The following is a 21,788-nucleotide window of genomic DNA, read 5'->3' on the forward strand; positions in this document are numbered from 1 at the left end:
TTCACCTCATTAGATAAAAATCTCCTACGATGGATGGTAGGAGACTTTTACTTATAGTATATTACTTTTTAAGTAATTCTCAACTTCGTCAGCAGTACTCAACTGTAAAAGTTGTTCAATAACTGCTTCAATTTCCTGTTTGGAGAGCTTCGAGATTTGACTTCTGGCTGGTAAAATTGAGCTAGCACTCATACTGAACTCATCCAACCCTAACCCTAATAAAATCGGTATTGCGATTGGGTCACCAGCCATTTCTCCGCACATTCCAACCCATTTTCCTTCTTTATGTGCTGCATTAATGACTAATTTCACTAGGCGTAAAATAGCGGGGTGATATGGTTGATATAGATAAGAAACCTGTTCGTTCATGCGATCAGCAGCCATTGTATACTGTATTAAATCATTCGTACCAATACTGAAGAAATCAACCTCTTTTGCAAAAATATCTGCAGACACTGCTGTGGAAGGAATTTCGACCATGATACCAATCTCGATATCATCAGATACTTTGGTACCTTCGCTTGTAAGCTTTTCTTTTTCATCTGCTAAAATTGCTTTCGCTTGACGATACTCCTCTAATGTTGCAATCATTGGGAACATAATTTTAAGATTTCCAAAGGCACTAGCACGTAGCAACGCACGAAGTTGCGGACGGAAGATATCTTCTCTTTCTAAACAAAGTCGAATTGCACGAAACCCTAAAAATGGGTTAAGTTCTTTCGGTAACTGTAAATATGGTAGTTCTTTATCGCCGCCGATATCAAGGGTACGAATAACTACTGGCTTGCCTTCCATTCCCTCAACAACCGCTTTGTAAGCTTCAAATTGCTCATCTTCTGTTGGCAATTGATCTCTTCCCATATACAAGAACTCTGTACGATAAAGACCGATACCTTCAGCCCCATTTTTGGTGACTCCCTCTAAATCATTTGGAGTACCAATATTCGCAGCTAGTTCGACATGTTGTCCATCTTTTGATACCGTTGCTTCTTTGACAAGTTTCTCCCATTCAGCTTTTTGCGCTTCGTGTGCATCTCGTTTTTCTCGGTACGTAGTTATCTCTTCCTCAGTTGGATTAATGATAACATCCCCACCGATCCCATCCACAATCACCATCATACCAGCATCAACTTTGCTTGTGATATCTTTAGTTCCAACAACTGACGGGATTTCAAGTGATCGAGCCATAATTGCTGAATGTGAGGTTCTACCACCGATATCAGTGGCAAAACCTTTTACAAATTGGCGGTTTAACTGCGCTGTATCTGAGGGGGTTAAATCCTCAGCAATGATGATAACTTCCTCGTTAATGCTTGTTAGGGAAACCGTAGTTACCCCTAATAAGTGATTAAGCACTCGTTTTGTTACATCACGAATATCAGCTGCACGTTCACGCATATACTCATTATCCATACTTTCAAACATTGAAATGAACATTTGAGCAACTTCGTCCAAAGCAAAATCAGCGTTGACGTTTTCGTTTTTGATTTTATCTTTCACCACATCAATGAGCTCAGGATCACTTAGGACTAATAAATGTGCTGAAAAAATCGCAGCTTTATCTTCACCTAAATCAACTAAAGCTTTATCACGGATTACCTCAAGCTCTTCTTTTGATGTTGCTAGCGCTTGATTAAATCTCTCCACTTCTTGTTCAGCGGAAGTAACTTGCTTCTTTTCAATGGATAATTCCACATGTTCCAATTTAAAAGCCTTGGCAATAGCAATTCCAGAGGAAGCCCCAATCCCTTTAATAGCAATTGACATTATTCACCTAACCCGCCTTTAATCACTTCTGCAAGACTAGCTAAAGCTGCTTCTTCATCAGCACCATCTGCTTTAATCGTAATTTGGGCACCTTGACCAACACCTAGTGACATAACCCCCATTATGGACTTTAGATTTACTGACTTTTCCTTATATACTAAAGAAATTTCTGAGCTAAATTGACTTGCTTTATTCACTAAAAGTGTTGCTGGTCTTGCATGAATTCCAGTTGCATCTGTAATTGTAAATGTTTGTTCTACCATGATAAATTCCTCCTAGATGTATGTTTTATATTCTTTTTTTAGCATTTCCTCTATTGCAAATGCTACACCATAAACTGTGTTTGTTTTTGTAATAGGCTGTTTTCGCAAAGTTTGTTGCTTTCGTAAAAATCCCAAAAGCCGGATTTTTACACAAATTACTATGAATTCACCACTAATTTAGTAAGGAATGCTCTTTTCTCACATAATTTATTGGCTGATATCTTCATCTAGGGTATTTTTTCGATAATTTTAGGATAGAAAAGCCACAATGTATACGAAAAGAGCCTTGTAATAAAATCAGCTGTTTCTTTTATTTCTGCTTCCTCCTATTGCAACTCCAACCCCAGCAAGGATTAGGCGTTTCGCAACATTTAATCAAATAAGGACATTTAATTCCAACCGAAGGAATGCACACGAGCAAACTGAAAATATTTCCCTTACTCAACAACAAATGTAAATCATAATTCCAGCGCTTTCTTTATTCCTTTGGCATTTTCATAACTAACTTCACCACCTTCATTGTGATTTAATAACTAACATTAGATTTTTTAGGGAATTTTAAATGTAGGTTAACCTGCACATTTACTGCTTTCCGCTTGCAAAAGAGGATAAATATCTACAAGGAAGGGAGAATAATAGCTCGAATTTAATAGAATAGTAAACTATTAAGTCGTTTTTCTTGACAGTCAAATCACGACTATATAATAATATATATTGAATTAGAATTATTATAGAAAGCAAGTTTTTTGTCTATACTATAATAGAATTCTTAAAAACTATATCTTAGGAGGAAAAATAATTATGTCTTTAATCGGAAAAGAAGTATTACCATTCTCAGCAAAAGCTTTTAAAAACGGTGAGTTCATTGATGTAACTGAACAAAGCCTAAAAGGTCAATGGAGCATTTTCTGTTTCTATCCAGCTGACTTCACATTTGTTTGCCCTACAGAACTTGAAGATTTACAAAACGAGTATGCTACACTTCAAGAGCTTGGAGTTGAGGTTTATTCAGTTTCTACTGATACTCATTTCACACATAAAGGTTGGCATGACAGCTCACCAACAATCGGTAAAATTACATACGGAATGATTGGTGACCCATCTCAAAAAATTTCTCGTAACTTCGAAGTTTTAAACGAAGAAAGTGGTCTAGCTGATCGTGGTACTTTCATCATTGATCCAGATGGTGTTATCCAAACTGTTGAAATTAATGCTGGTGGTATTGGTCGTGACGCTAGTATTCTAGTGAGCAAAGTTAAGGCAGCACAATATGTTCGTAACAATCCAGGTGAAGTTTGCCCAGCTAAATGGCAAGAAGGTTCTGAAACATTAAAACCAAGCTTAGATCTAGTAGGAAAGATTTAAGGAGCAAATTTCATGATCTTAGAATCTGATATTAAAGCGCAATTAAATCAATACCTTCAACTCTTGGAAGGTGATATCGTCCTTAAAGTGAGCGCTGGATCTGATGAGACTTCTACTAAAATGGTCGCACTTGTCGATGAGATTGCTTCTATGTCACCTAGAATTTCAGTTGAACATACTGAGTTATATCGTACACCTAGCTTTAGTGTAAATCGAGTCGGGGAAGATACTGGCGTTGTCTTTGCAGGTATACCTTTAGGTCACGAATTCACTTCCTTAGTGTTAGCTTTGTTGCAAGTTAGTGGACGAGCTCCAAAGGTTGATCAAAAAATCATTGACCAAGTGAAAAACATTAAGGGTGAATATGACTTTGAAACGTATGTTAGTTTAAGTTGTCACAACTGCCCTGATGTTGTCCAAGCTTTAAACATGATGAGTGTTCTTAACCCTGGCATTACGCACACAATGATTGACGGAGCAGCGTTCAAGCATGAAGTTGAAGCTAGAAATGTTATGAACGTCCCTTCGATTTTCGTTAATGGCGAATTCTTTGGTGGCGGTCGTATGACGATTGAAGAAATCCTTGCTAAATTGGGTAGCGGTCCAGATGCATCTGAGTTTGCTGATAAAGAACCTTTTGATGTTCTTGTTGTGGGTGGAGGTCCAGCTGGTTCAAGTGCAGCAATTTATGCTGCGCGTAAAGGAATCCGTACTGGAATTGTTGCCGAACGCTTTGGTGGACAAGTCCTCGACACAATGAGCATTGAAAACTTTATTAGCATGAAATATACAGAAGGACCAAAGCTTGTTGCTAGTCTTGAAGAGCATGTCAAAGAGTACAATATTGATGTGATGAACCTACAGCGTGCAAAACGCATAGAGAAGAAAGACCTTTTCGAGCTTGAACTTGAAAATGGTGCGGTTCTAAAAAGTAAAAGTGTCATCATTTCAACTGGTGCCCGCTGGCGTAATGTTGGCGTTCCTGGTGAACAAGAGTTCAAAAACAAAGGTGTAGCTTACTGCCCTCACTGTGATGGACCATTGTTCGAAGGAAAAGACGTAGCAGTTATTGGTGGTGGTAACTCAGGTGTTGAAGCAGCCATTGACCTAGCTGGTATTGTTAATCATGTAACAGTTCTTGAGTTCATGCCAGAGCTTAAAGCTGATGATGTACTTCAAAAACGTCTATACAGCCTTCCTAACGTATCGGTTCTAAAGAACGTTCAAACAAAAGAAATTACAGGTACTGACAAAGTAAACGGTATTTCTTACATTGATCGCGATACTGAAAAAGTTCATCATATTGAGCTACAAGGTGTGTTTGTTCAAATCGGACTTGTACCAAATACGGATTGGTTAGGCGAAACGGTTGAGCGTACTCGCTTCGGAGAGATTGTTGTAGACAAGCATGGTGCGACAAACGTTCCTGGATTATTTGCTGCAGGAGATTGTACAAACAGTCCATATAAACAAATTATTATTTCAATGGGATCAGGTGCAAACGCCGCATTAGGTGCTTTTGATTATCTGATTAGGAATTAAAGTAGTAGTCTGAGCCGCTTTACTGATGAGTAAAGCGGCTTTTCTGTTTTGATATTTGATAACATGCTGTGCGGTCTGAGAAGCCGCTATTTTCATATTTTTCGCTGATTTTAGACTTTCGCGGTCACAGTGACCCTTATCCTACTAAAAAACCCCACTTCCTCACGGTTTTCTGGCAAATAGCGTCTCCTGTGTCCGCGAAAATGGAAATATGCTTTTTTTTTTGAAAATAGCGACCTGTGAGTCCGCAAAGGGGTAGCGTCTACAATCATAGTAGTAAAAAAACTTCACTTTCCTCTAATAACTCTCCAGTATTAACAAATCCAAGTGACTCATAGAATTGTAAGCCGTATAATTGTCAGGTTCCGTAGATAGGCCAATATACTGAAAGTCATCATTCTTTTTAAGCATCTCTATAACCTGGCACATTGCCTCTTTCCCGTGACCTTTTCTTTGCTAAAATACTTAGGAATCCAACACTTCCTCTCTTCAATCTCCTTTGGATAAGTCCTCCTACCGTAAAAAACATGCTGAAATTTCCAGCATGTTTCCCTCTCTATTTAACTGCTTCAAGGATATATTTGTTTAAAATTGATTTTAAATATTCCTGTCTTCCTGACTTATTACTGATTTCGCCCAGACCCAATGCATGTTTTTCTAATGCGTGGAAATTAGCTTTTCCTTCTACGATCTCAAGACCAATACCACTTGTGAAACTGCTGTAACGATCTGCAATAAAGTCTTCTAATACTTTATCTTCAAGTAAACGTTGCGCTATTTTTGTACCGATCGCAAAGGCATCCATTCCAGCAATATGAGCATGGAATAAATCTTCTGGATCAAATGAACCACGACGTACTTTTGCGTCAAAGTTTAATCCACCAGTTCCTAATCCATCGTTTTTGATGATTTCATACATTGCTAATGTTGTTGAATAAAGGTCAGTTGGGAATTCATCTGTATCCCAGCCTAGTAATGGATCACCTTGGTTTGCGTCAACAGAACCTAACATGCCGTTGATACGAGCCACATGTAATTCGTGCTCGAACGTATGACCAGCTAATGTTGCATGGTTTGCTTCGATGTTAAATTTAAATACATCTTGTAAACCGTATTGTTGTAAGAATGCCATGCCAGTTGCTACATCGAAGTCATATTGATGCTTCGTTGGCTCTTTTGGTTTTGGCTCAATTAGGAATTGTGCATCAAAGCCGATTTCGTTCGCATAGTCTTTTGCCATGTGGAAAAAACGAGCTAAGTTGTCTAATTCAAGCTTCATGTTTGTATTAAGTAATGTTTCGTATCCTTCACGACCACCCCAGAATACATAGTTTTCAGAACCTAATTCTTTACCAACCTCTAAGCCCTTTTTAACTTTTGCTGCAGCATAAGCATATACATCTGCGTTTGGAGCAGTAGCAGCACCGTGTAACCAACGTGGGTGAGAGAACATGTTTGCTGTATTCCATAATAATTTTGTTTTGCTTGTTTTCATGTAGTCTTTAATCATAGCAACGATGGTATCAATGTTTTTAAACGTCTCACTTAATGATTCTGTTTCTGGTGAGATATCATAGTCATGAAAACAGAAGAAAGGTACATCTAGTTTTTCGAAGAATTCAAACGAAGCTTCCACACGAGCTTTCGCTAAGTCAACTCCAGAAAAGTTATTGTACGGACGAACCATTGTTGCTTGTCCAAATGGATCTGTTCCTTCTCCGGTAAACGTATGCCAGTAGGAAACGGCGAAGCGCATAAATTCTTCCATTCTCCTACCGTTGATCATTTCCTCCGGATTATAATACTTAAATGCAAAAGGATTTGTAGAGTTTGCGCCTTCATAAGTTACTTTGCTGATATTATTAAAATAGGCCATATCTTTTTTCCTCCAAAATTAGCTTAACGATTTTTTAAATAAGCTTCGATAATATCCTTTACATGTTGTTCATTCTCAGTTTTGATCACGTAATGATCTCCATCTAAAGTAGTCGAGACATTCTCCACACCTTGTACCTTCAAGAAATCAACAACATCATCAATTTCTTCAGATTGTGTTAATACTAGCTTTTTCCCAATATATTCATCGTTGACATAAATATCATACGCTTCGTGGGCATTTTTTAATTCAAGCGAATCATGATTATAAATCCCTAATGGCGGAAAAGCATTTTGGTTGTATGTTTCCACTATAAACACTCCTATCGACTTAAATTACTTCCATTCATGATAGTATTGAACAGCAGATCCGTGCCAATAATAGTAAAAATTCCCTTTTAAGGAGGCTTACAAAAGTATGGTGAACTCCTTCTTTTACAGGATTTGCGAATGGATCATGCGATTTGCTCTTCTAAATTTTTTATGGATTAGCTTTACACTACTTGGATTTATCGTGCTTGGATTTTTTCCTGCTACAGTAGCCATGTTTACGGTTGTTCGAAAATGGATTATGAAGCAAAGTGATATTGCAATTTGGAAAACGTTTTTTACTAGCTATAAAAGTGAATGGCTTAGAAGCAACCTATTCGGGATTATCATCCTAGGATTAGGTGGAATTATTTATCTTGAATTCACTGTTATAAAAGATACAAACGACCTCCTATTACAAGTAAGTAAATATCCATTATTCCTGTTATTTCTACTCTTTTGTGTACTATTATTGTATGGGTTCCCAACATATGTTCATTATCGAGTACGGCTATATCAGGTGTTTAAAAACTCGTTACTCGTTAGCTTAATTAATCCCTTTTTTACAATTGTCATGGTCTTAGGCTTAGCTCTCATTTACTTACTAGTAAAAATTCTGCCACCTTTGCTACTTTTTTTTGGTGGAAGCGCAAGTGCCTACTTTATAATGTGGTGTTGCTACCAAGCATTTTTAAATGTTCAAGCAAGGAAAGATAAACTAAGTACATCTGTGGATAATTAAACCTTCAACACGAAGGTTTAATTTATTCTTATCCTTTTACAGCCCCTGCAGCAATTCCTTCGACAATCTTGTTGCTTAGGATAAAAAACGCAATAAGAATTGGTAAGATACTGATGACAAGTGTAGCCCCAATTGCTCCCCAATCTGTAGCGTACTGCCCAATAAAGCTTTGGATCCCGACAGTTAACGTGCGGTAATGGTCGGATCTAATAAACGTGTTAATAAACACAAATTCATTCCAATTATAGATCATGTTGATAATACCAGTTGTGGATATAACCGGCATTGTCATAGGTAAAGTTATTTGAAAGAAGATACGATGAATTGAACATCCATCGATTACCGCAGCTTCCTCAACCTCACGTGGCAATGTGTAGTAAAATCCTAAGAGTATCATGATTGTTAATGGTAAATTAAATGCTGTGTAAGTCAGTATAATCGCTAACGGGTTATCAATTAAATTGATGCTTAAGAAAAAGCTAAAGAGCGGGATTAGTGTTGAATGAACTGGGATCATTAAACCAATCATAAATAACCCCAAAACCAGTTTATTTAACTTCCAAACCATTCTCGTTATGGCAAAAGTAACTAGGCTAGCGAGAATGACAGTTAGTACAACTGATACGATCGTGATCCACACACTATTAAAGAAATATAAACCAATATTTCCTTGAGTCCATGCATTCACATAATTCTCCCATCTTGGCTCAGCCGGCAGTGCAAATGGAGATGCGTTAAAAACTTCTCGATTACTCTTTAATGAGAAAAGGACTAACCAAATGAGTGGATATACTTGAAACACGGCTATGATACCTAATACTAGGTATAATAGCGCATACCCTATTTTCCCACTAACATTACTGGGGTTATGCGTTTTTTCCATAGCTACCTCCCCTAATATTGGATTTCATCTTTCGTACTCGTTAGTTTTCGAATTAACCAGGTTCCTAGTAAACAAAACAGTAATAAATAGAAACCGACGGCGCTACCGTAGCCGAAATTGTACATAGTAAACGCATTTTTGTACATATACGATGCAATAACTTCACTTGCACCTGCAGGGCCACCACCGGTCATGATCCAAATTAAGTCAAAGTATTTTAACGATCCGATGATTGCCAAGATGATTGTAACTTTGAACACTCCTGAAATGAGCGGAAGCTTTATTCTATAAGCGATTTGTACTGGCGTAGCTCCATCAATTCGTGCAGCCTCAATAATTGACTCCGGGATATTTTTAAGTGCAGCGTAGTAGATAAGGATATAAAACCCTGCATATTGCCAGATAATCGCAATAAAAATTGCTATTAGTACTAAATTTCGATCCGCTAACCAAGCAGGTGGATTATTGACACCAATGGCAATAAGGATACTATTTAACAGACCATTTGTCGGATGGTATATTTTCAACCATAGCTGTGCGATCGCAACTGAAGATAATAACATTGGAATTAAGTATATCTTTCGTAGAAAGTTTGCACCTTTAATTTTTGTCGCAAGTATTAGTGAAATTGTTAGGTATCCCAACAAACTTACTGTTGAAAATATCGCTAATAGTAGGGAATGATAGGAGCTTCTCCAAAACTGATTATCACTTAAAAGCCTAATGTAATTATCTAACCCAATAAATGTCATATCTCCAATTCCGTCCCATTTCATTAACCCATAGTAACCTGTAAGCACGATTGGAATATAAATTAATACCAATATTAATAGAAGTGCTGGGAGAATATACAAGGAAATAATGAATTTATTCGACATTACTCTATTCATTTTTATCCCCCTTTTCTAATTGAAATATCTTGATTGAGCATTAAGATAAAAAAGGGCATATCCTTTTTTCTAGCTATGCCCTTTTTTCAAACCACCATTTTTATTGCTCAGCAGCAAGAGCCTCTTCATGCCTTCTTGCAAATTCTTCAGGTGTAATATCTCCACCGTAAAGCGATTGGATTAAGTCTAAATGAGTTTGCGCCACTGCTGCACTCATTTGAACATCAGCATACAGAGTAATGTTACTTGCATTGGCTAATTCCTCCAAAACCTCAATATACATATCAGGTAGATCTAATTCGCCAGTTTCAACTCTAGTTGCCGGAATAACACCAGCATCAGTAACTGCTCTCTCTCCCCATCTTTCAACAAAGAACCGAACAAATTCTTTCGACTGCTCTTTCACCTGTGAGTTTTCTGAGACAAATAAACCAACTCCTGGCCCACCAACAAAGCTGTCGATATCACCTGCGCCACCTTCAACAACTGGGAATTTAAAGAAGCCAATTGACTCTCTAAATTCTTGAGGAACATCTTCATTCGTTGTGTAGTTAGGTAATTCCCAAGTTCCCATTAAGTACATTGCAGCTTGCTCGTTCATAAAAGGACCTTTTGCTTCTTCATTACCAATTCCATTAAATCCTCTGACAAATGCATTCATATCAACCAGGTTTTGAATTTCTTCAGCAGCTTGAATTAAAGCTGGGTCTTCAAATGTACCAGTACGATTGATAGCGTTAGTCAGTGTCTCAGGACCACCAAATCGATCCGCTAAATACATATACCACATAGAGCCTGTCCAAGGTTCTCTATTACCAACAGTGATTGGAATGACTCCATTAGCCTGAAGAGTTTGAACCACATTTTTAAATTCCTCATACGTCTCTGGTACATCTAAGTCATACTCAGCAAAAATGTTTTTGTTGTAGTAGATAGGTGCAATGTTTAACTCAAGTGGTAATCCATATGTCGTATCATTGGCAGCGAATGCTTCTGTCGTACCTGGGATAAACGACTCCCCTAAACCACCTTCCAAAATATCATCAAGTGGTGTAAACATATTCCCTTGAATAAATGGTGTCATATAGCCCGCTGCCCAAGTTAACCCAACATCTGGAAGTTGCCTAGACGAAGCCAATACCGTCATTGTTTCTTTGTATTGATCATTAGATAGTACATCAACATTAATATTTACACCTGGATTGTTCTCCTCGTACTCACTAATGATTGATTCCACAATCCTATTATGTTGGGCAGAACTTCCTGCTGGCCATAAGTGCATGAAATTGATTGTAACTTCATCAGCTCCAGTGGTAGTACCGCCACCTCCCTCCGGTTGAGCTGGACTTCCGCATCCAACAAGACCAAGTAAAATTGCTAAAAATACAAGCAACGAAGATTTCATTTTCCTCACTAAAATAACCTCCTAATTATTTTTAATAGACATTTACCCAAGATCAGTAATCCAAGGAATATTCATCAAGAGTTATTTTCCGCAAAAGGTACATTATTATTCCAGATTATCTAAAGTCTGATGAAAGAGATTAGTGGCTAAAACGGAGAAATTAAATTGCCAATTATTAAACATTTAGTTTCGACAGTACAATCTATAGTTTTTGTAGTTAATTACTTTAGTTCAGAAGCTATGATTAGAGTTATATGGAAGGAGGATAAGCCGATTTTAATATCAATATTAATTTGTAAGCGCTTTACCTTTTAGTACAAAAAATAATTTTGGGGGAATGCTGAAAATGCGTATGAAGTTTAAAAAATTTGTTTCCTTATTTCTTATCGTTCTTTTATTACTCCCTTCAGGTTTAGTTCCGCCAGCTACAGCAGCTGCCGAACAAACAGAGACGGAAACTGTTTATCATGAGAATTTTGAAAGCGGTTTAGGAAAAGCAACACAATCAGGTGGTGCTAGTCTGACACACGTAACAGATAAAAATTTTGATGGAAATTCAAACGGAAAAGCTTTATATGTAAGTAATAGAAATAACGACTACGATGCAGCAGACTTTAGTTTTACTGACATTGGGCTAGAGAACGGTAAAACATATACTGTCACTGTAAAAGGGTTTGTTGACAGTGACGTAACGATACCAGCAGGGGCACAAGCTGTTCTTTCTACAGTTGATAGCTATACGTGGTTATCAAACGTCAATTATGTAGCAGGCCAAGCATTTACATTAACAAGAGAATTTACTGTTGATACTAGTAGAAACTCAAAACTTCGCCTTCAATCAAATGGGGACGGAAAAACGGTTCCTTTTTATATTGGTGAAATAATCATTACTGCTAAAAAAGAAACACCAGTTGAAAAAGTAGTTTACAAGGAAACTTTTACTGATGGTGAAGGCTTTGCAACTCGTTCTGGAAGTGCTACCCTGACTCCTGTAACAGGTAAAGTTTTTGAAGGCAATCCTGACGGAGCTGCATTACATGTAACTAATCGAAACAATGACTACGATGCAGTTGATTTTAGTTTCGAAAATATTGGCTTGAAAAATGGAAAAGCATATACGGTAACTGTTAAAGGATTTGTTGATAATGACGTAACTGTACCATCAGGGGCACAAGCTGTTCTTTCTACAGTTGATAGCTATACTTGGTTATCAAATGTCAATTATGTAGCAGGCCAAGCATTTACACTGTCAAAGGAATTTACGGTTGACACTAGTAAAGACTCTAAACTTAGAGTTCAATCTAACGGCGACGGTAAGACAGTCCCGTTTTACATCGGCGAAATTATCATCACTGAAAAAGTAACTTCTGGTGGTGGCGAACAACCGCCAGCTCCTCCTAGAGAACCTGCTTTAGAATTCACAACGATTGATTTCGAAGATGGAACAACAGGCGGATTTGTAGCTAGAGGCGGTAATGAAATACTGACAATTACCAATGAAGCTAACCATACTGAGGGAGGCTCTAAATCGTTAAAAGTTGAAGGTCGTACTCAAAATTGGAATGGTCCTTCACTACGAGTTGAGGAGTATATTGACTTAGGTCATGAATATCATGTATCGGCAATGGTTAAATTGATTTCTCCATCGAGTTCACAGCTTCAATTATCTACTCAAGTTGGAAGTGGTGACACAGCTAGTTACAACAACATTCAAGGAAAAACAATCAATGCTGCAGACGGTTGGGTTCTGCTTGAAGGAACTTTCCGTTATAACAGTGTTGGTGGTGAATTTGTATCGATTTATGTTGAAAGTTCAAATAATTCTACTGCATCTTTCTATATTGACGATGTAACCTTTAAACCAACTGGGTCAGGGACTGTTGATATTCAGAGAGATTTAACTCCAATCAAAGACGTGTATAAAAATTATTTCATGATTGGAAATGCAGTTTCATTTTCAGAATTTGAAGGTCTCAGATTTGATCTATTGGAAATGCATCATAACCTTGTTTCAGCTGAAAATGCAATGAAACCTGGTTATGCTTATAACAACAATAGAGAATTTGATTTCACTGCTCAGAATTCACTTGTAGAAAGAGCTTTAGAAGCTGGATTTGATGTTCACGGTCACGTACTTGTATGGCATCAACAAACACCGGAATGGTTATTCCAAGATGCAACTGGAACAGCTTTAAGTCGTGAAGTTGCAATTGAAAATATGAATAGACATATTGAAGCTACTATTCTTAATTTTGGTGATGACGTAATTTCATGGGATGTTGTTAACGAAGCAATTGTTGTCAACGGCAACTCAAATCTAGCAAACTGGAAACAACATTTACGTCAATCTGGTTGGTTACGTGCAATTGGCGATGACTATGTAGATTTAGCTTTCCGCAAAGCAAAAGAGGTCATTAATGCTAACGATCTTGATATCAAACTTTATTATAATGACTACAACGATCATTTTGAGAATAAGTCGACAGTTATGTATCATATGGTTAAGGAATTAAACGAGGCATATGCAAAGGAAAATAATGGTGAACTTCTAATCGACGGTATCGGTATGCAAGCGCATTATCATTTACACGAAAGAAATACTGCCGAGAGAGTAGAGCAATCATTAACAAGATTTCTAAGTATTCCAGGAATTGAAGTTGGAATAACTGAGCTTGATATCACTGCAGGAGCAAATGGCGTGCTTACTGAAGCAGAAGAGAAAGCACAAGCATACTTGTTTGCTCAATTATTTAAGTTATACAAAGAACACCATGAGCGTATCTCCCGTGTAACATTATGGGGATTAAATGATGCTACGAGCTGGAGAGCCGATCGTAATCCGTTAGTGTTTGATCGAAACTTACAAGCAAAAGAAGCATATTATGCGATCATCGATCCAGAGGGTTATATTGCAAAATATGAAGCACCTGCAGAAGACGAAAATACAGCTAGACAAGGAAAAGCTGTCTTTGGCACCCCTGTAATTGATGGTACAATTGATGATGTTTGGAAAAATGCTCCAAAACTTCCTATCAACCGTTACCAAGCCGCTTGGGAAGGTGCAACTGGTGTAGGAAGAGTTATGTGGGATAACGATAACTTGTATGTTTTAATTGAAGTTAACGACTCAGAGCTTGATAAAACGGCAGCTGCTGCTCATGAACAAGACTCAATAGAAGTATTCCTAGACCAACTCAATACTAAAGCAACATCTTACGGAGTTGGACATGGACAATATAGAGTCAACTTTGCAAACGAAACTAGTTTTAATCCAGGAAGCATTTCAGCTGGGTTTGAATCAGTTACTCATGTACATCCATCAGGTAATGGGTACACTGTTGAATTAAAAATCCCATTGACTGAGGTAACTCCAGAAGAAAATGCTGTGATTGGCTTTGATCTTCAAGTTAATGACGCTAAAAATGGAGCTCGTCAAAGTGTTGCAACTTGGAATGATACGTCAGGTGGTGGCTGGAACGACCCATCTGTATTTGGAAACTTAGAGCTTGTAAAAGTACTGGAGGAACAGCCTGATCCAGGACAACCAAATCCAGGCCAACCTAGCCCAGGTCAACCTACTCCTGTGCCTCCAAGCAATGAGGATTTAGGAACAAAACTACCAAAGAATGTGTACGAGATTATCGTTGAAAACAGAAACGGCAAAAATGTATCTGTTGTTAAAATTGACAATGGTAAGTTTACACAATGGGCTAACCAAAGTGAAAAAATAAATAAAGTAACTATTGCAGTTGAGTCTGCTACGAATGTAGAAGTTCGCCTTCCTGCTCAAGCTGTAAAAGCATTAAGTGATAAAAATGCTAATGCACTAGTTGAAGTTGTTACTACTGGAAGCACTTATCGTCTACCAGTTATGGAAATCAATGTAGATAAACTTGCACAACAATTAGGTGTTACTGTTGAAGATCTAGAAGTTTCAATTGTTATGCATGAAACAACAGATACTTCAGGCGCAGTTACAAAAGGTAAACTAAATGTTGTAGCAAATATCGTAGAATTCAAGGTTTATGTATCTGCAAATGATAAACAAGTAGAATTAAAACAGTTCAACTCGTTCGTTGAAAGAGAAATTATTGGAGAAAAGCCCTTTAATGCTGGTAAATCTACTGCTGTTCAATTAATGGATGATGGCTCATTCCGCCCAGTTCCAACGTTATTCGTTGGGAACCGCGCAATCTTTAAAAGCCAATCAAACAGCAAATACACCATCGTAGAAAATACAGTAACATTCCCAGATATCACTTCAAATTACTGGGCAAAGGCTCCAATTGAAACATTAGCATCTAAGTATATATTTAGAGGTTATGAAGATGGTCAATTTAAGCCTAGAAACGCAACTACACGAGTTCAAGTAGCACTTCTTATTACAAGAAGCTTAGGTCTTTCTACTGATACTGCTTATAATGGGCAATTTTCAGATGTGAAAGGATCAGAGTGGTTTGTAAAAGAAGTAATGCCTGCAATTGAAACAGGAATTATTAGAGGATCTAACGGACAATTCCGTCCACACGATGAGATCACTCGTGAAGAAGCAGCAGCAATGTTTGCACGTGCGTTACGCTATGTTCAATACGATCAAGCCAACCTAGATACAACAAAGAAAATCTCAATCTACCAAGATGCTAACAGTATCTCAAATTGGGCAAAAGGTGATGTTGAATTCCTTCTTCAAGCGGGAATTATGACAGGAAGATCTAATGGCAAGTTCGAAGGAAAAGAAGTAAACCAACGTGCAGAAACAGCTGCATTGTTAGTAAGATTTTTAAAAGAAGCAAATTTCATTAACTAGTATTAGAAAGACTCAACTTTTGTGTGATGCAAAAGGTTGAGTCTTTTTTCACTGCTGGTAATAATATAAAACTTCTTCTCTAATACTATACTAACTAGGTAGTCAAAAATTGAAAACCAAGCCTACTCATCTTTTGTGAAACCCTCTATATTATCCATAACAGCTTCTTTCAATCTTGTAAGCATAATATCACTTGATTTTAAATCTTCCCCTCTAACCCCAAAATAGATTTTAAGTTTCGGCTCTGTACCTGATGGGCGTAAGCAAAACCAAGAACCAACTTCTAAATGAAACTTTAATACATTCGAAGCTGGAAGATTTATTTTTTCTTCCTTTTGACTTACTGAAAAATAACGAACACCATTTTGATAGTCTTCAATTACTTCGATTGACCCATTAGCAATGCTATCAAGCTTCTTGCTCCGAAACTCATTCATAATATGTTGAATTTTCTCTGTACCATGCTTACCTTTTAATGTTAACGAAGCTAAATCCTCTTGATAATACCCAACTTGACAATAAAGATCTATCAGAGCTTCAAATAGCGATTTCCCCTTTGATTTATGATAAGCGGCCATTTCAGCTGCCACAAGGCATGCTTGAATAGCATCTTTATCGCGTACAAAATCACCAATCAAAAACCCAAAGCTTTCTTCGTATCCAAAAATAAACGTATGATCCTTATTTGACTCGAACTCTTTTATTTTTTCGGCAATATATTTAAAGCCAGTTAGTGTATCAATTGTTTCTAACCCGTATTTACGAGCAATGGCTCGTCCCATTTCTGAGGTAACTATTGTTTTAAGTAGGACACCGTCTTTAGGTAAACTCTCTTTTTGAGATAAAATATAATCCAAAATTAGTGCCCCTAGTTGATTTCCTGTTAATACTACATAGTCACCATCTAAGTTTTTGACTGCAACACCAAGACGATCTCCATCTGGATCTGTTGCTAGCAAAATATCACCATCTAGTCTGTGGCCGTACTCTATCGCCAGTTGAAAAGAAGCTTTTTCTTCTGGGTTTGGAGAGACAACAGTAGAAAAACTAGGGTCTGGATTTTCCTGCTCTTTGACAATAGTAACATTGTTAAATCCATGCTTTTTCAAACCTCTCTGAACAAGATAAGCCCCTGTACCATGCAATGGAGTATATACAATCTTCAAATCATCCTTACTAGATTGAGATAGTTGTTTATTGACTCTAATATGTTCCATTTGTTCTAGGTATACTCTATCAATCTCTTCATCAACGAATTGTAGTAATCCCTTTTCAGATAATTGCTTAATTTCTATAACCTGTAACTTTAATTCATCCTGAAGTTTTGTTATTTTGCTTGTAATATTCTCTGCAACTTCAGATGTTACTTGTCCTCCATCATAGCCATATAGTTTAAAACCATTGTATTCAGGGGGGTTATGGCTAGCGGTAATAACAATTCCCGCGAAAGCATGTAAATGACGAACAGCAAATGACAGTTCAGGTGTTGGACGAATATCGCTAAAAACATAGGTTTTTATTCCATTAGCACCAAGAGTTTTAGCTGCTTCTAATGCAAATTCCTTGGATTTGTGGCGGTTGTCATAAGCAATGACAACTCCTTGATCGATTTCTTTCTCCCCTGTTTCTACTATATATTCTGCTAAACCTTGGCAGGCTCTTCGCACCGTATAGATATTCATCCGATTTGGTCCTGGACCAATTTCTCCTCGCATTCCACCTGTACCAAATTGCAAATATTGATAAAAGCAATCCTCAACGTGCGTGAGATCATTTTCCATCAACATTATTTGCTCCTTTAATTCCACATCTAAATGTACTTCCTTACACCATCTTGTATACTGTTCTTTCCAATTCATAGTCGTCCTCCAAATTGCTTAATCGTACATAAGTATAAACAACGGAATACTACATATTCCGCTGTTTACACAACATTCCTACATAAACTACCAATTCAGTTCTCCGCACTTTCTATCAAGAAAAACTATGTCCATTTATTTAAATTTCTCCTGTACAAATTTAATAAAACGTAGAAAGCTGCTTTAGGAATTAGAAATGTACGCCCCCTAAAACTAGAAGGTGTACTTACTCATTAAACTATAGACACTTAAATTCTATCCATTCAATTTCCAAATCTGATTTTAAAGACTCTAGATTTAATTTATAAAGTCCTTCTTCGAGCTCAATTTTCACAAGTTTTTGTCTAATCCATTTACCGTCCGTACCATTGGTCTGAATCGTCGTCACAAATTCATCATTCAGTTTAAGATTACAAGCTGTTTGGGCTAAATTCGTTTTTGGTGACATAATCTTTACAATAATACGATACATGCCAGCATGTTCTACTTCCATAAACGTGGCTACTGAGCGTGATGGCGTTATCTTAGGATTTTCAGATAGATTTTGCATTTTATCTGGTGAAAGAGACGGATTCGCTTCAAACTTCGTTACCGTTTCTTCAATCTCTTGTTTGCGTGAAAATACAGGTGCATGCATCAAGAAATCACATATATTCATTGCAGCACGTTGTAACTCCCCACGTGTTAAAGATCCATCCTCTAACGCTTCAATCGTATTGTCATTTCCAGAATTGATTTCTGCTCCATAGTTATTAACAACCATGTATAGATCATTTTGGGAACGAACCATATAGTTCGTATATTCAGTAGCTGCTTCTCCTCCAGTTACCACATCATTCATTTTTGCCCACCAATCCGTCATCACGATTCCTTTAAAGCCCCACTCTTTGCGAAGTATAGTCGTCGCTAAATCGTAATTGGAAGCGGTCCAATGACCATTGATTGGATTATATGCCGTCATAATAGAATTGGCACCACCTTGTTTTACTGCCAGTTCAAACCCTTTTAAATAAATTTCCCTAACCGCACGTTCTGAAACAACGGCGTCTACATTGTGTCGGGCTTTCTCTTGGTTATTGCAAGCAAAGTGTTTCAGCGTTGCATTTGATCCACCTTTCATAATTCCACGGGTAACAGCTGTCGCGAAAACTCCTGTAATCAGCGGATCTTCTGAAAAGTATTCGAAATTACGTCCATTTAGTGGACTACGTCTAATATTCATCCCAGGTCCAAGTAAAACATCAATGTTATTAGAGACTAATTCTTTTCCTTCCATTTCATAAAGTTCTTCAACTAAGTTAATATCCCAAGTCGCAGCAAGTAATGTCCCAATTGGCACCTGCGTCGACAACGCTCCACTTTCCATTCGAATTCCTGATGGGCCATCAGCTGTACAAGCAATTGGAATACCTAAGGCGAATAGTCGATCACTTAGGCCACCAAAGGCTGAAGCCGTTCCAGGTGTAACCAATGGACTACTCATTCCTTCCCCTCTAACAATCGTCGCAAGTTCTTCATCTGTTAACTGAGCGATAAAATCTTCCATACCAACTTTTTTATCAAAGACATCTCTTAATTTATAGCCTTGATCACCCGTCTGTTCCAGCGTTTGAGGAAGGTTCTTTTCAATTCGATCTGCTAAACAAATCTTACGTTTCGGAACATCTTCATACGTTAATTCATAAGACCCGTCTTCTTTTTGTACACCTGGTTTGATTCTCGTAAAACTCTCTACAGGTGCTAACGCTTCTTCTAATTGCTCGATTACTTGAAGTTCTTCAACGAAGTAACCACTTTCCCCATCAATCTCAATTTTTTCAACCTTCTTAACACTCGTACCTACATAAAAGTTGTACAATCCGCTTTCTATTACGTAAGCAGAAGGATGGCCAGTGACGCCAGCGTCGTCATATGAGGCCATACTACTCACTGGAAAATTAACTGCGACGGATTGAGACTCTCCAGGCTCAAGTAATCTTGTTTTCGTAAATCCAGCTAGCACTTTTATTGGTTTGCCTAATTTTCCTTGTGGTGCTTCATAGTAAACTTGAACAACTTCTTTCCCTGCAAATGTTTCTCCGGTGTTTTTAACTGTCACCACAATCTCAACATGCTTTTCACCATCTTTTGTCACGAGTTTAGCACTGTCAGTATCTACCGTAAACTCGGTATAAGATAAGCCATAGCCAAATTCAAACTGAACTTTCTCAGGGCAAAACGTCTCAAAGTAGCGATAGCCCACAAAGATATCTTCTTGATAATAGTTTTTAAGTTCATCGCCATAATTACGGGTAGACGGATAATCATCAATTGAATAGGCAATTGTATCCGTTAATTTACCACTCGGAGTAACATCGCCAACGATAACATCAGCAGCGGCATTTCCTCCTTCCATTCCACCTTGCCACACGTAGAGGACTGATTGAATCGAATGTAGATAATCTTCATCATTCAGCCAAGCCATATCTATAATGTTCGATACATTCATGACAATAATGACTTGCTCAAAATTCTTAGTTACTAGTCTAATCATGTTCTTTTCTTCAGTTGTCAACTGATAGCTTCCTGGCTCATCTGCATTATCTTTATCTTCACCAGCGGTTCTTCCAATCACAACGATAGCTTTATCGGACTTATTCCTTGCCTCGGAAACGATCTGTTCTGTTAATGGCATTTCCTTTTGAAACCATGGCTCGGCAGCCCAGCCACCACCACCATTATCAAAAGGATTTTCTTCTAACCACTTCTCATATGTAGTCGCTAAATCTTCATTGACATTGACTGTTTTCTTATTTCTAAGTCCTCCCAATAAATTGGTAGTGTACTCAACATTTACACTACCACCTGATCCCGTTCCGCTTCTATAGTAGTCAATTTGACTTCTTCCAAAAATTGAAATACTTTCTCCTTCTTTAATAGGAAGAGCTTGTCCTTCATTTTTTAATAAAACAGTACCATCAGCAGCAACTTTTCTACTAAACTCTGCAAATCCTTTTAAAGGAATCCCGTATGTCTTCTTTTCCATTACACTTACCTCCCATTTTTAATCGATAGTTGATTAATCAGCTAATCTATCTGCACCTATTAATATTTGATCAATTATATTTAGCTCTTCTGAACTGAAATCAAGGTTATTAAGGGCAGTTACATTCTCTTCAAGTTGGCTGACTTTACTAGCTCCAATTAAACATGAAGTAACCTTTTGCTCACGGAGCACCCATGCGATCGCCATTTGCGCAAGAGACTGATCACGTTGTTGTGCTAATACGTTTAATTTCTGTACTTTTTGAATGACTTCTTCGGTGATATCTTCCCTATTTAGAAAAACACTAGCCTTAGAGGCTCGAGAGTCTGTTGGAACACCATTTAAATAGCGGTTTGTTAACAATCCTTGGGCAAGGGGAACAAAGGCGATACATCCTGTCCCTTCTTCTTGCAGGAGTGATGTTAACCCTTCCTCAATCCAGCGATTGAACATCGAATATGCTGGTTGGTGAATTAGCAGTGGTGTGCCTAATTTTCTTAAGATATCAATTGCCTGTTTCGTTTCCTCAACCCCATAGTTAGATATTCCAACATAAAGAGCTTTCCCTTGTTTGACGACATGGTCTAGCGCCATCATTGTTTCTTCAAGAGGTGTATCGGGATCTGGCCTGTGATGATAGAATATATCGACGTAATCCAATCCCATTCTGTTTAAACTTTGATCGAGACTCGAAACTAAGTACTTCCTTGATCCCCATTCACCATATGGCCCTTGCCACATTCCGTACCCTGCTTTTGTGGAAATAATCATTTCATCTCTAAATCCAGCAAAATCTTGACGTAGAATTTTACCGAAATTTTCTTCTGCTGATCCAGGTGGTGGACCGTAATTATTTGCTAGATCAAAGTGAGTAATGCCTAAATCAAAGGCCCTTCTAATAAGAGAACGTCCATTTTCAAAGACATCTTCTCCACCAAAGTTGTGCCACAATCCTAATGACAAAGCAGGTAGTTTAAGCCCAGACTTACCACATCGATTGTAAATCATTGATTCGTACCGTTGTTCGTTTGGTTTATATACCATTTTAATCCTCCT

The 21,788-nt window shown here is 37.7% G+C and carries 14 protein-coding genes; 4 read left to right on the forward strand and 10 right to left on the reverse strand.

What is annotated here, in order from left to right; all coding sequences use genetic code 11:
• Positions 1-51 precede the first annotated feature (51 nt).
• Positions 52-1,767: a phosphoenolpyruvate--protein phosphotransferase gene (gene ptsP, locus DS745_RS06185; protein WP_129077410.1), complete on the reverse strand. Its 1,716-nt coding sequence runs from the start codon at positions 1,765-1,767 to the stop codon at positions 52-54.
• On the reverse strand, positions 1,767-2,030 hold the full coding sequence (locus DS745_RS06190; RefSeq protein ID WP_129077411.1) for a phosphocarrier protein HPr: 264 nt from the start codon (positions 2,028-2,030) through the stop codon (positions 1,767-1,769). The genes ptsP and DS745_RS06190 overlap by 1 nt, the downstream gene beginning before the upstream one ends.
• Positions 2,031-2,831: 801 nt before the next feature.
• On the opposite strand from DS745_RS06190, the gene ahpC reads away from it, so the two are divergent.
• Positions 2,832-3,395, forward strand: coding sequence for an alkyl hydroperoxide reductase subunit C (gene ahpC, locus DS745_RS06195; RefSeq protein WP_129077412.1), 564 nt, complete (start codon positions 2,832-2,834; stop codon positions 3,393-3,395).
• Positions 3,396-3,407: 12 nt separating this feature from the next.
• Positions 3,408-4,937 (forward strand): alkyl hydroperoxide reductase subunit F, encoded by a 1,530-nt coding sequence (gene ahpF, locus DS745_RS06200; protein WP_129077413.1) that lies wholly within the window; start codon positions 3,408-3,410, stop codon positions 4,935-4,937.
• A gap of 556 nt (positions 4,938-5,493) precedes the next feature.
• Here the strand turns inward: ahpF and xylA are convergent.
• Complete coding sequence (xylA, locus tag DS745_RS06205; RefSeq protein ID WP_129077414.1) at positions 5,494-6,813, reverse strand: xylose isomerase; 1,320 nt, start codon at positions 6,811-6,813, stop codon at positions 5,494-5,496.
• Positions 6,814-6,836: 23 nt separating this feature from the next.
• Complete coding sequence (locus tag DS745_RS06210; protein WP_129077415.1) at positions 6,837-7,124, reverse strand: hypothetical protein; 288 nt, start codon at positions 7,122-7,124, stop codon at positions 6,837-6,839.
• A 106-nt stretch (positions 7,125-7,230) separates the two neighbouring features.
• Between DS745_RS06210 and DS745_RS06215 the strand changes: the two genes are divergently transcribed.
• Positions 7,231-7,863, forward strand: a complete 633-nt coding sequence (locus DS745_RS06215; protein ID WP_129077416.1) for a YesL family protein — start codon at positions 7,231-7,233, stop codon at positions 7,861-7,863.
• 28 nt (positions 7,864-7,891) lie between these two features.
• Here the strand turns inward: DS745_RS06215 and DS745_RS06220 are convergent, their stop codons facing one another.
• From DS745_RS06220 to DS745_RS06230, 3 genes are all read right to left on the reverse strand, one after another.
• The gene (locus DS745_RS06220; RefSeq protein WP_129077417.1) at positions 7,892-8,746 is read right to left on the reverse strand and encodes a carbohydrate ABC transporter permease; all 855 of its coding nucleotides are present in this window, start codon (positions 8,744-8,746) and stop codon (positions 7,892-7,894) included.
• Positions 8,747-8,757: 11 nt separating this feature from the next.
• Positions 8,758-9,636: a carbohydrate ABC transporter permease gene (locus tag DS745_RS06225; protein WP_129077418.1), complete on the reverse strand. Its 879-nt coding sequence runs from the start codon at positions 9,634-9,636 to the stop codon at positions 8,758-8,760.
• A gap of 100 nt (positions 9,637-9,736) precedes the next feature.
• Positions 9,737-11,050, reverse strand: a complete 1,314-nt coding sequence (locus DS745_RS06230; protein WP_421721803.1) for an extracellular solute-binding protein — start codon at positions 11,048-11,050, stop codon at positions 9,737-9,739.
• Between the two features lie 337 nt (positions 11,051-11,387).
• On the opposite strand from DS745_RS06230, the gene DS745_RS06235 reads away from it, so the two are divergent.
• Positions 11,388-15,848, forward strand: coding sequence for an endo-1,4-beta-xylanase (locus tag DS745_RS06235; RefSeq protein WP_161568188.1), 4,461 nt, complete (start codon positions 11,388-11,390; stop codon positions 15,846-15,848).
• 122 nt (positions 15,849-15,970) lie between these two features.
• Here the strand turns inward: DS745_RS06235 and DS745_RS06240 are convergent, their stop codons facing one another.
• The 3 genes from DS745_RS06240 to mgrA all read right to left on the reverse strand — a co-directional run bounded on the left by DS745_RS06240 (position 15,971) and on the right by mgrA (position 21,776).
• On the reverse strand, positions 15,971-17,707 hold the full coding sequence (locus DS745_RS06240) for a phospho-sugar mutase (protein ID WP_129077420.1): 1,737 nt from the start codon (positions 17,705-17,707) through the stop codon (positions 15,971-15,973).
• Between the two features lie 238 nt (positions 17,708-17,945).
• Complete coding sequence (locus DS745_RS06245) at positions 17,946-20,732, reverse strand: glycoside hydrolase family 3 protein (RefSeq protein ID WP_129077421.1); 2,787 nt, start codon at positions 20,730-20,732, stop codon at positions 17,946-17,948.
• Between the two features lie 33 nt (positions 20,733-20,765).
• On the reverse strand, positions 20,766-21,776 hold the full coding sequence (gene mgrA / locus DS745_RS06250; RefSeq protein WP_129077422.1) for an L-glyceraldehyde 3-phosphate reductase: 1,011 nt from the start codon (positions 21,774-21,776) through the stop codon (positions 20,766-20,768).
• Positions 21,777-21,788: the final 12 nt, after the last annotated feature.

Source organism: Anaerobacillus alkaliphilus, from assembly GCF_004116265.1.
Lineage (GTDB): Bacteria > Bacillota > Bacilli > Bacillales > Anaerobacillaceae > Anaerobacillus > Anaerobacillus alkaliphilus.